At 40.6% G+C, this 16,261-nt stretch carries 13 protein-coding genes; 4 read left to right on the top strand and 9 right to left on the bottom strand.

Going from position 1 to position 16,261, the window contains the following annotated elements:
* Positions 1-272: 272 nt before the first annotated feature.
* The 3 genes from trmB (at position 273) to ABF638_RS20295 (ending at position 2,935) form a co-directional block, all read left to right on the top strand.
* Positions 273-926, top strand: a complete 654-nt coding sequence (gene trmB / locus ABF638_RS20305; protein ID WP_435024798.1) for a tRNA (guanosine(46)-N7)-methyltransferase TrmB — start codon at positions 273-275, stop codon at positions 924-926.
* Between the two features lie 530 nt (positions 927-1,456).
* Entirely contained in the window at positions 1,457-1,624 is a 168-nt protein-coding gene (locus tag ABF638_RS20300) for a hypothetical protein (RefSeq protein WP_435024797.1), read from the top strand.
* Between the two features lie 678 nt (positions 1,625-2,302).
* Complete coding sequence (locus tag ABF638_RS20295; protein ID WP_435024796.1) at positions 2,303-2,935, top strand: PEP-CTERM sorting domain-containing protein; 633 nt, start codon at positions 2,303-2,305, stop codon at positions 2,933-2,935.
* 452 nt (positions 2,936-3,387) lie between these two features.
* Here the strand turns inward: ABF638_RS20295 and ABF638_RS20290 are convergent, their stop codons facing one another.
* The 9 genes from ABF638_RS20290 to ppsA form a co-directional block, all read right to left on the bottom strand.
* A complete protein-coding gene (locus ABF638_RS20290) occupies positions 3,388-4,122 on the bottom strand; it encodes a peptidylprolyl isomerase (protein ID WP_435024795.1) in 735 nt (244 codons plus the stop codon).
* A gap of 57 nt (positions 4,123-4,179) precedes the next feature.
* Positions 4,180-5,703 (bottom strand): HlyD family efflux transporter periplasmic adaptor subunit, encoded by a 1,524-nt coding sequence (locus ABF638_RS20285; RefSeq protein WP_435024793.1) that lies wholly within the window; start codon positions 5,701-5,703, stop codon positions 4,180-4,182.
* A 79-nt stretch (positions 5,704-5,782) separates the two neighbouring features.
* Entirely contained in the window at positions 5,783-8,503 is a 2,721-nt protein-coding gene (locus tag ABF638_RS20280) for a peptidase domain-containing ABC transporter (RefSeq protein WP_435024792.1), read from the bottom strand.
* Entirely contained in the window at positions 8,406-9,122 is a 717-nt protein-coding gene (locus ABF638_RS20275) for a helix-turn-helix domain-containing protein (protein WP_435024791.1), read from the bottom strand. The genes ABF638_RS20280 and ABF638_RS20275 overlap by 98 nt, the downstream gene beginning before the upstream one ends.
* A gap of 693 nt (positions 9,123-9,815) precedes the next feature.
* Complete coding sequence (locus ABF638_RS20270; RefSeq protein ID WP_435024790.1) at positions 9,816-11,384, bottom strand: dolichyl-phosphate-mannose--protein mannosyltransferase; 1,569 nt, start codon at positions 11,382-11,384, stop codon at positions 9,816-9,818.
* A 59-nt stretch (positions 11,385-11,443) separates the two neighbouring features.
* The gene (locus ABF638_RS20265; RefSeq protein WP_435024789.1) at positions 11,444-12,004 is read right to left on the bottom strand and encodes a GNAT family N-acetyltransferase; all 561 of its coding nucleotides are present in this window, start codon (positions 12,002-12,004) and stop codon (positions 11,444-11,446) included.
* A 147-nt stretch (positions 12,005-12,151) separates the two neighbouring features.
* Positions 12,152-12,511 (bottom strand): XisI protein, encoded by a 360-nt coding sequence (locus ABF638_RS20260; protein WP_435024788.1) that lies wholly within the window; start codon positions 12,509-12,511, stop codon positions 12,152-12,154.
* Positions 12,481-12,918, bottom strand: a complete 438-nt coding sequence (locus tag ABF638_RS20255) for an element excision factor XisH family protein (protein ID WP_435024787.1) — start codon at positions 12,916-12,918, stop codon at positions 12,481-12,483. The genes ABF638_RS20260 and ABF638_RS20255 overlap by 31 nt, the downstream gene beginning before the upstream one ends.
* 12 nt (positions 12,919-12,930) lie before the next feature.
* Entirely contained in the window at positions 12,931-15,411 is a 2,481-nt protein-coding gene (gene ppsA / locus ABF638_RS20250; RefSeq protein ID WP_435024786.1) for a phosphoenolpyruvate synthase, read from the bottom strand.
* A 191-nt stretch (positions 15,412-15,602) separates the two neighbouring features.
* On the opposite strand from ppsA, the gene ABF638_RS20245 reads away from it, so the two are divergent.
* On the top strand, positions 15,603-16,007 hold the full coding sequence (locus ABF638_RS20245) for a hypothetical protein (RefSeq protein WP_435024785.1): 405 nt from the start codon (positions 15,603-15,605) through the stop codon (positions 16,005-16,007).
* Positions 16,008-16,261 lie beyond the last annotated feature (254 nt).

The following is a 16,261-nucleotide window of genomic DNA, read 5'->3' as shown; positions in this document are numbered from 1 at the left end:
TTAATTCTAGAGATTAATGCAAAATGAGGGACTTCAAAAATATAAATTTCTCGAAAACCTCAAAATACAGTGTAAAGATGGCATATTTGACTCAGACTGCTTTACAAGTATTGGAGCAAAAAGCCCACCGCTTATAGTCGTGGGAGTGTCAAAAACTTTCTGCTGGATAGGTGATTGAATGATAGACCGATAATTTTTGGCATACTTTTGCTAGACTTCCTTGTAACCTGGAGTTGCACTACAGGATATTTTCACGTGAAGGAGAGCAAATTTTGGCAGCAGTCCGAGTCCGCCAGCATGTTAATCCACTTGGTAAAAAGTATCAAACACCAGCAAATCCCCTTGACTGGGAAAAAGTTTATGCAAAGCCAAATCAACCACTACATCTAGATATTGGCTGCGCTAAGGGACAGTTTTTGCTGAATATGGCCAAGATAGAACCCAACTGGAATTTTCTCGGCTTAGAAATTCGGGAACCGCTGGTGGTGGAGGCGAATAAGTTACGTTCTGAGTTGGCTTTAACAAACCTGCACTACTTGTTTTGCAATGTGAACAACTCATTGCACTCACTTTTATCTTCTCTCCCTCCAGGAAGTTTACAACACGTTACAATTCAATTCCCCGATCCTTGGTTTAAAACCCGCCATGCGAAACGTCGTGTAGTTCAACCAGAATTAGTGGCAGATTTAGCGAAATATCTTGCGGTTGGGGGATTTGTATTTCTGCAATCAGATATGGAATTTGTCGCTGTGGAAATGCGCGATCGCTTTGCGGAAAATCCAGATTTTGAGAAAATTGGTACAGAAGAATGGTTAACTGAAAACCCCTTACCAGTTCCAACAGAAAGGGAAATAGGTACGCAAAAAAAGGGTGAACCTGTTTATCGGGCTTTGTTTGTTAGGCGAGAAGTTGTAAATGAAGAGTAGTGATGGTGTGCGATCGTCTAAGCTGCTACGCAGCTAAATTTAATAAACAGCATTACCTTTATTTTTAATCTTGCGCTCCCATTTAATAATAAGGCCTCCTTCATTTGCTCAAATTTAAAATTTATGGTGACATAAATGTTTCAGTTTTATGTCTTTTTAACAGACTCTAATTCTGTTGTAATTGCCTTTTTATTAGACCCATCCGAAAATTAAATTGGCATAAACTAAGGAAATAAAATGCTATCTCTGTTGAGTCACATCAATGCTCCGAAAAGCTAGTATAGCAATCCTAAATGAGTTAGAAATAAAAAGATCCCCGACTTCTTCAAAAAGTCGGGGATCTGAGCCTGTCGGTGTTTGCAAATCAAAGAGGATTGCTATAGTGACATAAATGTTTTTATTTAAGCACTAATAAACTAGAAAAAATATAGACATACTAAATTTATTCAAATTATGATTACAACAAGAATCAAAAATTGCTAATTGATTCTTACTCAAAAACACAAAATATTTTTTGGAGAAAAACTCAAATGGCTAACATCGTAGTTAATGACATCAAGCTTGCTGGATCTGAATTGTTTAACGATTATGAAACTTTCATCAGCGATCTCGAAGACAACGAACTTGAACTAAGAGGGGGACTCAGGGCGGCTTGTTGTCCAACGTGTTGTGGTGGTGGTGGTCTAGTATTAGCTTGATCATCAAATCATGCTTAACTTGACTTCAAAGTTTCCATTCATTCCCGAAAATTTGAGTGGAGCGTGTCAGGCTAAACATTATTTGAGGCGCAATGATTCCCCTAGTATATACTTTGTAAATTCGTAGGGGAATCGTTGTAACTAAAATGGAAATAGCAGTAGTAGAATTATCACAAATGGCTACTATAGCTACAAACATAATCTTTATTTCAGAGTGCTTCAATCATCCTTGCGACCTGGATTTTAATCCGCAAAAGCTTGAGCAAAATCTCATTTAAGAACGTCCCAAAAGTTGGTTTAAACTCCTGCGAGGAGAAGATAAATTTAATAAACATCTTCAGTGGAATGGATGGGATTTAAACACAGTCCGTCTTTTCTTGGGAACAGTAAATGTTATAGATAACCCCACTTTCCACCTTGGGCGCAAACCCTTAAAGAATTAATGGAAAGTGGTGCAATATAAAACTGGGAATATACTTTTGATGTAATACCTAACTGGCTTTTTAACCCTGGTTTTTCCGAGGTACAGCAGTAATAGAGTATCAATTATTACGTTTAGTATCTCCAGAATTGTTGCCTTCAGTGCTCACTTGGGAATAAGGAAAAACTTAATTTTGGCAGTTGTCAAAATTAAGTATTATTAACGATGTTAGTTTATACGTCTCTTTCTTTAAGGTTATGAATACTAAAAATATAGGAACGCTCATTGCTAGTGCGGTAGTCAGCAGTCTTCTTTCTTTAGCTCCATCTGCTGCTGCTATATTAGTCGAACCCGTTTTGACAACTCCCGATCCCAATCTCCCTTCCTTCGATTTCGGAATTGGTGTGAATCCCCCCCGTACCGTTCTTGTATGGAATGCACCTGATATCAGCGGCCAACAAAACTTTCTTAATGAGGATACAGGACTGGATATCACTACAATAGAGCTGTTTTTATTTCCTGAACTCGATGAAATTGATGACGAGGTAATCTGGGCAGATGTGAATGGAGATGGACAGATTGGCATATCTAACCTTTTTGCCAATATTGAAGTTGATAATAACTTTATCTTGGAGGACTCTGGAGAGTTTTTCCAAGCGCCACGCGTTACTTTTACAGGAGGAGTCATTCCCCTGGGGACGCGTTTTGTCGCTCAAACCCTTACTGAACCAGATTTAACGGCTCCGCTAAACGTGGGAGATGCAGGTCCGCTGCTAGTCGGGGGGCGTTATGATGGTATCACCATCCCAGAACCTTCCACCATCCTCGCTTTAGTTTCTGTACTAGGGTTTGGAGCCCTGTTCAACAATAAATCCTCTCAGAAGACGTGAGAAAGAAAGGTAATAGACCAAACCAAAGGACATCCGGCTGTCACAGGCGTTAAAGGCAAAAAAGACGAAACAAATAGTAAATTCTGGAAGCAAAGAAGGCGCAGTTGTACTACTAGGAGCAGCAACAACAGCCTGAATCATAAACTCCAAAACATTACGCTTTTGGGATTTGAGAGTTGTAACTACAGTTAACATCTGGGCAACAAAAACACACCAGCTTGAGTTTGAGAACCAAAACTAATACGTCTCCAAATTACAGCAGAACGAATAGCTCGTCTGCTGTATTATTAGTTGTTTCTACAACCAAGAGTTGTGAGAGTGACAGCAACCCACATCCAAGCTTTGTGATCAAGAGTAATTTAGATGCGTTTGCCCTGGGGTATTGCCCACCTTACTTGCTTTTATAAACTTTTAAAAAAAGGTTTAAAACTGGCTTGTTAATGGAAATACAGTTATAAATTTGTGACCAGATCAGTTTGCTCAATTTGTTTTTTCAGCCACAGGTCAAACAAATCACCCATAATTTTATAACGTAATTTATTCTCTAACTGCGCTTGCATAATCTCCTCCACCAAAATCAAGTGTATTCCCTTAGAAGTTATTATCGGTTTGAGAAGCTGAGGCGGTGTAACAGCAAAAACAGCAGCAGAAATCTCCGGCTTTAAATCTTGGCGGCGCACTATCCCCAAATATCCCCCTTTTCGGCGTAGCTCAGTATCCTGGATATATTTATGAGCAACATCGTAGAAACTCATCTCACCTTCCTTAACAGCATAGAAGAGTTCTATTGCTAAGTCTTCATCATCCAATACAACCTCATACATCACTACGCCAGCGTAGTCTAGCTGATGCTCAAAGAAGTATGATTCGATTTTATCTATAAACAAATGTTGACTTAACTTTCCGAAAACGACATCATTATAAACAATTTCTTCAAAATCATCTAAAGACAAACTATGTTTTTCCAGCCAAGTCCATGTCTCTTCAGCACTGGTGAGTTTTTTTATTAAGCGGAATAAGTCTGCTGCTTTTTGTAACTCTTCTGATTCTACTTTTATGCCAGCTTCTTCAACAGCAGATATAATCAGTTTGCGGCTAACAATCTGCTCAACTATTTCAGGAATTTTGCAGGATAGCTTGATTTGTTGAAGAATATCCTCATTGGTAACAGTAATAGGTTGTGACATAATGTTGTTCCTAATTAATGGTAAAATAGAATGTTTATTAGCCTCCAGGTGAAATTTCTACAATTTCACTCCCCCTTGTTGCAATTGCTTAAACGGATCAAGTAGAAAATCAATAATTCGGCGCTGGCGCACAATCACCTCAGCTGTTGCTGTATCTCCTGGACGAAAGGGAATACACTTATTAGCAGATTGAACACAATTCTGTTTTAAGGCAATATCCAAGTTATAAGTTGCTACTTTTCCATTAGGGGTATCTATTTCTCTAGTAGTAGAAGAAATTTTAATTAACTCACCTGATACAATCCCATAATCTTGAAAAGGATAAGCATCAAATTTTATCTTTACTGGCAATCCTGTCCGCAAAGAACCACTTTCAGTAGTCGCCATTTGTGCGCGAATTATTAAAGGCGAATTTAGAGGTGCAATTTCTGCCACCATTGTCCCTGGCTGCACCACAGCGCCAGCTTTCTCAATCGGTAACTGAAAAAGTGTGCCACTGGTAGTAGCTTTTATCTCTCGTTGTCTTAACTGAAATTTTAACGATTCAATCTGTCTATTACTCTGAGAAATCTCTGCTTTCAGTGAAGTAATTTCTGTTGCTAGACTTTTCTGTTGTTCTTCAATTTTTAGCAGAGCTAGCTGACCAGAGCGAGTCAAAGTTTGATAACTTCTTTCTTCTTCTTTAAGTCGTAACTCAGCTTGTTCAATATCTGCTTTGGCTTGACGAATACTTTGCTCATAACTACTCTTTTGTTCAGATAGACGTAACTTAGACTGTTGAATATCTGACTTTGTTTGTTCATATAATTTGAGCCTTTCTTGTAACGCATCTTCCTTGTCTACAACATTTATTTCTGCTGCGATACCTTCCTTAAAAGCTTTTTGGTAACGTTCAAGTTCGCGCTGAGCAATAGTTAAGCTTACCTCATTTAACTTTTTAGAATTTTGACTTTGCTCAAGAGTTTGTTTAGCCTGATTAACTTGAGATAATTTTTCTTCTTTGTGTAAGCTATAAGCACTCGCTATCACCTTTAGGTTCTGGCGTGCTTGGTCAATCTGTGCCTGCTTCTCTAACTGTTGAAATTGATTTTGCTGTTCTTGAGTTGCCAAGGAAACAAATAATTGATTTTTAGATGAACTTAACTGAGTAAGTCGATTTAATTGTCCTTCTAACTTATCCTGTGTCTGCTGCAATTCCGCCTTGACTAATTCTGAGTCTAACAATAATAAAGTCTGCCCCTTTTTAACTAATTCACCTTCTTTTACACTAATTTCAGCAACTGTTCCTGCCACAGCAGCATCGAGCTTAATTGTCTTTTCTTTAGGTTCAATTCGCCCTCTTGCCGTACCCGTTTCATCCACCTTAGATAGCATCGCCCAAGGTAAAACTATCGACACAAACACCACTAAAAAATACAGCAATCCCCTAGTCCAAACTTGGGGCAAGCTATCAAGTAAATCCTTTGTCGCGTCAGCCCAATCATCAGTTGATCTCGCTGGTGTCTGCTTACTTAAAATTTCCTCGTGCTGTTCTACCTCATGGATTTGGGTTTGAACCTTTCCATTCGATGTGTTTGGCATGATTTTTCCTGATATCAATTTTGGATTTGGGATTTTAGAAGTGGTGAAACAAGAAAAGCTTTCTCCCGATCCTCTTGTTTCACCCCGCAACATCCAACTGCTGATGATTGAGATAAAAATAATGTCCCCGCTTCGCCATCAACTCTTGGTGAGTCCCACTCTCAATCAACACGCCTCTATCCAGCACTAAAATCAAATCTGCATTCCGCACAGTTGATAGGCGATGGGCGATTAGTAAGGTAGTTCTGCCTTTAAGAATTGTGTTTAAATTCGTCTGAATAATCCTTTCTGACTCTGCATCCAGATGGGAAGTAGCCTCATCTAAAATTAACAGCTTGGGATTGCCTAGCAACGCCTTAGCGATCGCAATTCTTTGTCGCTGTCCTCCAGACAACATCCCCCCTCCTTCACCTATCTGGGTTTCATAACCCATAGGTAACTTTTTAATAAACTCATCAGCACCCGCCAATCGCGCCGCCTCAATAATCTCTGCCAAAGTTGCCCCAGGATGTGCCAAGCTAATATTTTCCCGAATCGTTCCACCAAATAAAAAGGTATCTTGATCAACTACCCCAACCTGCTCGCGTAGAGAACGCAACGAAAGACTGTTAATATCTTGCCCATCAATCAACACTTTGCCATTTGTGGGAGGATATAACCCCAAAACCAGTTTAGAAATCGTGGTTTTCCCAGAACCACTCCGTCCCACTAGAGCAACCATTTGCCCGCTGTGTACTTCAAAACTGAGATTTTCCAAAACATTGATATCGCTTTCAGGGTGATAGCGAAACGTCACATTTTCAAAGCGAATATTACCTTGAATAGGTGGTAAAGATTGCCGCGCCTGGTAATGTAAATCCTCTTCTGGTTCGGCATCCAACACATCATTAATGCGCTCCACTGCAATCACCACTTCTTGCAATTGATTCCACAAAACTGTTAATCGTTGGAAAGGTCTGATAATATTTCCCAGCAACATATTAAATGCTACCAATTGCCCAATAGTTAACTGGTTGTGAATTACTTGGTAAGCCCCAAACCACAGTAAGACGGTAGTTACCACTGCTTCAATTGTGTTGCTGAATATTTGCAGACGATTGCTGATAACTTGCCCGGAAAAGTTAGTTTTTATTTCCTTACTTAATAACTCTTCCCAATGCCAACGTACCGTCTGTTCTACTGCTGTGGATTTAACTGTTCGCACACCAGAAATGGCTTCAATTAGATAGCTACTTTCATTAGTAACAGCATTAAAGATTTCCCTAGAAATCTTTTGTAAAAAAGGTGTGGCAATCACCGCCAGTAGGAAAAAAGGCGGCACAATCACTAACACCAGCAATGCCATTTTCCAACTGTACCAAAACATCAATCCTAAATAGATAAAGACGGTGACTAAATCCAGGAGGATGGACAACGCCTCGCCAGAGAGAAAGCGTTGAATTTTGCGGTTTTCCTGTACGCGAGAAATAATATCCCCCACATAACGCGACTCAAAGTAACTTAAGGGTAGCCGCAAAGTATGGCGAATAAATCCCACAATCAATGCCAAATCTACCTTATTTGCTGTGTGGTCTAACAGATATTGCCGCAACCCCGTCATCGCCACACGGAATAAACTAAAAATTAGCAATCCTAACCCTACCGCCGTTAAGGTCAGTTCAGAACGCTGTACCACCACCCGGTCTAAAATTAACTGGGTAAATAGGGGAGTAACGAGTCCAAAAATCTGGATAAATAAGGAAGCGACAAACACTTCCAGCATTACTAAAGAGTGAGGCTTCATTAACTCAAAGAATTGCCAAAAGGGAGTTGTAGTTTCTTTGGCATCCTTTAACCAGGCTGTGGGTTGTAGCAGCAGTGTATAGCCAGTCCAGTTGGCTTTAAATTCTTGGTGGCTGAGGGTGCGTTGACCAATACCAGGATCTGCCACAATCACCTGTTTATCAGCGATTTCATAGACAACGATGTAGTGCTTCCCCTCCCAGTGAGCGATCGCAGGCAATTTTTGCTTCGCCAATTGATCAAGACTCGCTTTTACAGGTCGCGTAGCAAACCCAATACTTTCCGCCGCCGCCGATAACCCCCGAAGCGACGAGCCATTGCGGTCAACATTGGCGATATCCCGTAGGCGATTTACACTAAAGTTTTTCCCCCAATAGCGAGACACCATTACTAAACAAGCTGCACCGCAATCTGATCCACTCTGTTGGGCAAAAAAGGGATAGCGCCGAATCACACGCTGTAATAAATGCCCGACTCGCTGCTTGGAGTTGGGAAAATAGGCTTTGCTAATCTTTTTCTGGTGTGGCTCGACTGCTGGCGTTGACAAAATCTTTCTTTCATGAGGCAGTTTTGAGTCAGATAGAGGGTTCTCTGAATCTACCTGTTGGGGATTACGAGATAGCGCCCTAGCCCACAAATGCTCCCGAATTTGTGGATATCTAGCCATCAGTGGCCACAATACCTCTCCAGAAATGAAGCATAATTGCAAGTTTACTGAAGCCCTTGCTGCATAAGGTCTGAAGTCACCCTCCTTAAATAAGGTAAATTCCCCAAAGGACTCTCCCACCTCCAAAGTAGCGATTAACTCATCGCGGCCATCCAGTAACCTGACTTTTCCAGCGATCGCAATATATATGCCAGCTTTAGCATCAGTTCCTTGCCAGAATTTGCCGACTTTTGGGTTGATAAATTTAACTTGTTCAAGACAGTGTTGAAATTCCTCTGTCGAAAGAGAATAACCCAGAGTATTGTTTAACTGTTGCAAAGTTACTAACTGAGCAGATATATCTTGCGCCATAAATGTCTAAATCTTTTCCTAATTTTGCAAAGTTAATAGGTAAAAATTCGGTATCATCGGGAATAGCTGCGGATTTGAGGTCACTAATCAAAATTTTGGAACCCTGAGCCTGTTCATTGCTATTTGCTTCATAATTGCTAGGTTTTGGTAGTGTGGATAATCCCATCTGTTTGAGCAGTCGCTTGATATGGCGATCGCTTACCTCAATCCCAAATTCCTTTGCTAGATGTTTCGCAAGCCAGTTTGCTGTCCAGCGACGAAAAGCATAGCCATGATCGCGAGGACTGTTGTTAACTAGTTGCTTCAAACGCTCCAAATACTGATCATTCACAGCCTTCGGGCGACCAATGGGGCAATCTTGCCATTGGTGCGCCATCCCAGCCCGAGCTATGTGTGTCCAATGTCGTGCTGTTGCTGCACAACATCCCAAGCTTTGACAGATATCTGTTTGAGTTTTCCCTTCATCTGCCAACAACATAATTTCAATTCGTTGACGGTAGGATTCAGGTAAACTTTTGTGCAAATTTTGTAATAGCAGTTTCCGCTGAAACTCTGTTAAACACTTACCAGTAGATACATCTAAGTAGTTGTTTTCAGGTTTCGTTTGATAGTCGGACATAAACGTAGAATTGCTAGTTTTGTAGACGCATAAAAGCCTTATGCTTGACATATAATTTATCAAGCACTTACAAACAAATCTTTTTAGGGGCTAGTACCGCAAGGCGGAAGCCAAAAGTCAAAATGAAGACAGCGTAAGGGTTTTGTTGATTGGGAATAAGTGATTTATTTACGCCGTGCTGTACTAGTGATTACCCTAATAGCTTACATTATTTTATGTATCATGTGTAATATATGTAGTATAAATCAGGTATATATCAAGCTACAACTCATATATGGAAATTCCGTAAATTAACCGTTAAATTTCCATGAAATATTAGGCTAAATACGACAATATAGTATTATCACTGTACATTTTATTTACAAGTAAAAATATTTTTGTAATTCAAAAGGATACATAGGAATCCGCTTTGATTTCTGAACTAATTTGCGTAGGCAGGCAATAGGCAATAGGCAATCTTGCTACAGTCAAGAAAGCTTCTTAGTTGTACTGAGTTTTTTCAGAAATCAAATATGAGTCCTATAGCTAATACCAATCTCAAACAAGAATGCTGCACATACTATTGACTACAACTTCACTTCCGTGTGCTTCGACACACTTTTTGGCGATCACTAATTGGATTTAGGAGTGCAGTCCCAAGACGCTTTGCTTCCGATTAGGATTTAATGCCCTGTTTAGACAATATCCCTTTGACTAAATCCAAGAGTTGAACCACATTCGCAGCTTATAATCGTGAGGTGAGAGAGGTAAACCCAAATAAATTGGCATCCAAAAAATAAAAGCAGCCAGAATGATAAAAGTAATGGTGACACCTAGCGCCCGCAGTTGTTGATAATAACTGCGAAGGCATTGATCGACAAACCAAGCGATCGCTAAAAAGAGAAATACTACTGCACACATATAGTGGTAAATAAAAACGCACCTCGTCACCTTCACCCAAGGTAATAAGTTAGCTGCATAATTGATAACTAAATACAATGCAATCCAAGTATCAACACTCAGAGTTGCAGGTACAGAAAAACGCTTTTCCTTTACCAAAAAAATAACGGCTTGCGACACCAGCAACCCAATTATAAACAACATGGCAGCAACACCAAACCACCACAAAAATGGATTACCCATTGCATGGACATCATAAATAACTTTTCCAGCACCGGCAGGCAAAGGAGGCCCCATTACAGGTAAAGGTTCGGTGATACTTTTAGCTGTTTGATAATAATATGCCATTGGTCGAGTCATCAACGGCCATTTGTACCAGGCAGCACAGTAAGGATGCACGTTGGGACTATTGCCACCTAGCTGTAAGTGAAACTTTAAAATTTGCTGATGTACTGCAATAAATCCATAAGTTTTATCTAGTTGAAGGTGGGGAATCCAGATGATACTGTAGATAAAAGCTGGGATAATTCCTAGATAAAACAGCATTTGAAAAATATTTAGCTGAGTCAAGTTTTGTAGTGGTGTTTGAGATGAGGAAGATAAGGGGGCTAAGGGAGAATAAGTACTAACTCCTGACTCCTGACTTACGCCTTCTACCTCATGACTTCCACCTTCTGCCGACACTCGCGGACTCGCTACCTCTGTGCTATCCTGCCTCCTGCCTCCGAGTTTGGGGTTAGGAAAAGAATGTATCAAACTAATTACCCACGCTGTTACCCAAATCAGATAAGCACCCAACAGAAACCATAAACCATTCCATTTAGTACCAACTGACGCACCAAAACTGATGCCAGCAAGAACTAACCAAAATGAACGTCGCCGATTTTGGTTATCTAATGCCAATAATAAAAACCAGTGCCCTAACAAACCAAAGATGACAATATAAATATTGTTCAGGGCATAGCGAGACTCAACTAGAAAAAGGCCATCACAGGCTGTGAACAAACCTGCAAGTATTGCAAAGGTACGACGATAACTCAACTGATAAGCGATCGCAGCCACAACTACAGGAATAAATGAGCCTGTGAGGGCATTTATCCAACGATAAGTCCAAGGCGAGCGCAATGAACCTGTCAGTCCATTTACAGTATCGTGCCAAAAAGGAATGTGACTACCAATCCAAATGCCGATACCAATAATATATTGACTCAGCGGCGGATGAGCATTAAAAAATGGGGTATGCGTGAGGTAATTATTACCGAATTTAGCAAAGTAAACTTCATCAAATACCAGAGTGTTAAATCGCTCCAGTCCCCAAAACCGTAAGGCAAGTGAGAGAAGAAATACACTCACAATCCCAATTCGGAACCACTTTTTAGTCATTGGTCATTTGTCATTGGTCATTTGTCATTGGTCATTTGTCATTGGGCATTGGTTAATAATTAATACCCCCTATTCCCTATTCTTACAGGTGCATCTAGTTGGAACAGGAGTAGTTCAATACCGTAATACTTGTTTGTTCGTCCTATTGGTTTCATACCCAGTCTTTGAGTTACACGGATTGAAGCATGATTTTCTGGTTTCACTACGGCATAAATCAGTGGCAGGTTCAGAACACTAAATCCGTAGTTGAGCATAACTTGTCCTGCTTCTGTTGCATACCCTTTACCCCAAGAAGCTCGCCGTAAGTGCCAGCCTACCTCATAATCTTGAGTGGGTAAATCATCTTTGTCGGGCAATTGTTTAAGAAGGATAGTTCCCACAATTGTTGTAGTTTCCTTTTCGACAATTGCCCAAGAACCGGTACCATTGTTGCGTCGGTGGAATCGCTCGATGTTGTCAATCAAACGTTGACGCTGTGACTCAACACTTGTAACGAGAGAAGCTTTACCAAGAAAGCGCGTAACTTCTGGGTCACTGTAAATTACAAATGCTTGTTCGGCATCGCGTTCGGGTATCCAACCGCGAATAATCAAGCGTTCGGTTTCCCAAAGATTTGTCATCTTGCTTTTGACTAAGCTAAATTGGCATTCTGCAAAATACTAAGATACTTATGGTTGAGTAGTCAAAAGTGTTGTAGACAATTACACAAACAAAATATGGCGATCGCTATGCTATGAGCAATTATCCAGAAGTTTAACTACCGTTGGCTATGCGATTGCAAATTCTGAATTTTTCCGCAGTTCTTCAGACCGGAACCCTAATACAATCCGATCCTTTGGGATACCTGCCTTTACTAATTCCGTTGCTAACCCCTCTTCAGTGCCATCACGTTGAATCCAAATTTTGCCATCTATAATATCAATGTGAATTAGACAGCCGTGAACGCGACGCGTTGCAGTTGGAGAGAGTTCTGGCACTGGTTCTCGACCAAGAATCATCACCAAATATCGATCCTGTTCTCGATCAAAGATAGTTTCATGCTGAATATCACCGTAAGAGTAGGGAATCTTTGTGTGTTCAGTAAGAATGCTGCAAATTAGCTGCCTGTATTGTTCCAGATTACCCATCGGACAATAACCTCCCGCTTTGGATTAAAAACGATCAGAGGAATTTTGTAGTCTTCCAATATAAGTTTACCAAGCGGCTCTTCCTCAAAAATATCAGTAAAAACATCCTCATGAACAGCTATATACAAAACCCTATCTCGATAATTGCGGCTCATGACAGCAAGGTAGGTAAAGTACTGACCAATGGCCTGTTCTAGGTCTGCTACTTCTGAGTCGCCACTGAAGGTTTTGATTTCTACAGCAATCTTCTCTGTTCCTTTTTCTGCTATGAGCAACTTTTCGGCTGCCAAATCTACGTAAAGATCCTTTTTTCCCCACTTTAGATGAAAAGGATCGTCAGTAACATTCCAGCCATCTTTAATTAGGGCATTCTTCAAGTTTTCGTGGTAACGGTCTCTAACTGGCATAAATTACTCGAATTACGAATTAGTACCTTCGACTTTTGCCACTTCCAGCATCGTCTTTAAGACCGAATCTGGATTCAAACTAATCGAGTCAATTCCTTGTTCCACCAAAAATTGAGCAAATTCTGGATAATCGCTGGGTGCTTGTCCACAAATGCCGATTTTGCGATCGCATTTTTTCGCCGCTTCTATGGCCATTTTTACCATTCGCTTCACACCCTGGCTGCGTTCATCAAACAACCGCGCCACTAATGCCGAATCTCTATCTAACCCCAGTGTCAACTGAGTTAAGTCATTAGAACCAATGGAGAAGCCATCAAATACCTCAGCAAACTCCTCAGCCATAATCACATTATTGGGCAACTCGCACATCACATAAACCTGCAAGTCGTTAACTCCCTGCTTTAAACCATTTTTTGCCATCTCTGCCAAAACCAAACGCCCTTCATCGGGAGTCCTACAAAAAGGAATCATCGGGATCACATTTGTCAAACCCATTTCTTCCCGCACCCTTTTGATGGCATGACATTCTAGGGCAAAAGCTTCTCTGTAGCCTTCATCATAGTAACGTGCCGCTCCACGCCAACCCAGCATTGGGTTTTCTTCATGGGGTTCAAACTGTCGCCCACCTAATAAATTGGCATATTCATTACTTTTGAAATCTGAGGTTCGGACAATTACTGGTTTGGGATAAAATGCCGCTGCAATTCTACCTATGCCTTGGGCTAATTTATCTACAAAATATTGGGGTTTCTGGTCGTAAAGCGAGGTAATATCAGCAATTTTAGCTTTGACAAATTCATCTTTTAATGAGTCATAGTGAATCAACGCCATTGGATGAATTTGGATTTGGTTAGCGATGATAAATTCTGTCCGTGCTAAACCTACGCCATCGTTGGGAATTGCGGATAAACTTAGTGCTTCTTGGGGATTACCCACATTCATTAAAATTTGAGTGCGGGTTCGGGGTAAGTTCTCTAAAGGAACTTCTTCAACTTCAAAAGGTAATAAGCCTGCATAAACTTTTCCTTCTTCCCCTTCAGCGCAAGAAATTGTTACCTCTTGACCAGGTTTCAAGATTTCTGTAGCATTGCCGCATCCGACGATCGCAGGTACACCCAATTCTCGCGCAATAATGGCTGCATGACACGTTCTACCACCAGAATTGGTGACAATTGCACTGGCGCGTTTCATAATCGGTTCCCAATCAGGATCAGTTCTTTCTGTCACCAAAACTTCCCCAACTTGAAACTGGTCTAGTTTCTGAACATCTAAAATTAAGCGGGCTTTCCCTTGACTAATAGCTTCTCCAATTGCACTTCCCGTAACCAGGGGAATTGGGGATTGGGAATTATGAAGTGACGAGTGGGAAGATTTTTCCCCATTTCCCAATACCAACCGATAACTCCGCAACACATTTCCCGTCTTCTGCGACTGGACGGTTTCGGGACGCGCTTGCACAATAAAAAGTTGGTTTGTAATGCCATCTTTTGCCCATTCGATATCCATTGGAGTCAATGTACCGTGGACTTGAGAATAATGATCTTCAATTAAACATGCCCAAGTTCCTAGTTGTAAAATTTCCTCATCATTCAGGGCAAATTTGCCTCTTTCACTGGGCGAAACCGAAACATTTTTCGTAAATTTGGAACCGTCATCATAAATCATTTTCAGTTCTTTACTGCCCAATTTTTTATCAATAATTGGGCGGAAACCAGCTTTTAAAGTTGGTTTAAAAACATAGTATTCATCTGGATTTACAGACCCCTGGACAACATTTTCGCCTAAACCATAGGCGGCTGTAATTAGTGCCGCATCCTTAAATCCGGTTTCTGTGTCAATGGAGAACATCACCCCAGAGGTTGCCAAGTCAGAGCGCACCATTTTTTGCACGCCCACAGCTAAAGCAATGCTAAAGTGGTCAAATCCCTTGGCGTGACGATAAGAAATGGCGCGATCGGTAAATATGGAAGCAAAGCATTTATGACAAGCTGCTAAAACTCCTTCGGCACCGACAACGTTGAGATAAGTTTCCTGTTGTCCGGCAAAACTAGCATCGGGTAAGTCTTCAGCGGTGGCGCTAGAACGGACTGCTACATCTGTCTCTGCATGATATCGTTCACAAAGACTTTGGTAGGCTGTGGCGATCGCCTCTCGCAATTCTACAGGAAACGGGGTGTGGATTAAGAGCGATCGCGCTTTTTTTCCCCGTTCTCGTAAATTTTTCACATCTTCAACATCTAAGTCAGCAAAGAGTTTACGTAGCTTTGCTTCTAAGCCGGCTGATTGAATGAAATAACGATAAGCGTAAGCAGTGGTGGCAAATCCTGTGGGAACGTTAATGCCTTTGGGCGTTAGCTGTTGAATCATTTCGCCAAGTGAGGCATTTTTACCACCAACTACGGGTATATCAGCAATACCAACTTCATCAAACCAGAGAATGAGCGATCGCTCTTGGGCAGATAGAGATAAAGTGCTTTTAGATACTGTAGCCATAAATATTACCTTTTAAGTTTATACTCAACTTGTAAGTGCATAACTCGTACTATATTTTTCCCATATTCAATTTTAGATTTTTGATTCTGTCGCGTGGTTTCAGATTTAGCGATGAAATCAAGGCAATAAGCAATAAAATTTAACAATTATTCGGGTTAATTACTTTATCAAAATACCAGATACAATCCACGATGGCGCAACTAGAAAGACTCCTGAAAATGGCAGAAGATGAGCTAACTGAATACAGCACTGATGCTCGCAAAATAGAAAAACTACGCCGTAAAATAGGTTTAACAGTGTCGAGAATAGAACAGCAGCAAGTCAAGGAGACATTACTTGCTACTATGAAAACTAATATAATTACCCAAGTTGTAGAAGAACAAAGACAGGCAGTAGCCTTACCATTTTGGGGAATTGCTGGATTGGGTTTGTTATTGGGAATTTCTTTAAATCAACCCATAGGCTTATTAGCGTCTGTAGTTGGAACTGTATTAGCTTATAGAATTCAAAAATGGGGTTGGAAATTGCAGGCAACTCGTTTATTGTTACAAACGTTAGAAGATATTGAAACGCGTGTTTCCCAACCTACTAAGTAACAAAACAGATGCACTTTATAGATAATTTTTATGTGCAGTTTGCAGTATTTTATACTACAGAATCAACTAATTACTTGATTTACACCTCGTAAGCACTTAACAATTCCTTTGGGATCACCATAGCAAAAAAAATAGATATTGGATTTGAGATCAGGTATTTATAATCATGGTTTGCGTGCAATGAATCCTACATAGCCCTCAATACGGTTCGGTTAAGGCAAAAGACGCGATGAATCGCCGTCTCTACAATAATC

The sequence above is a fragment of the Nostoc sp. CALU 1950 genome (assembly GCF_051172895.1).
In the GTDB taxonomy this organism is placed as follows: Bacteria; Cyanobacteriota; Cyanobacteriia; order Cyanobacteriales; family Nostocaceae; genus Nostoc; species Nostoc edaphicum_A.
The sequence above is the reverse complement of the archived record's forward strand: the minus strand, read 5'-3'. Positions and strand labels throughout refer to the sequence as shown.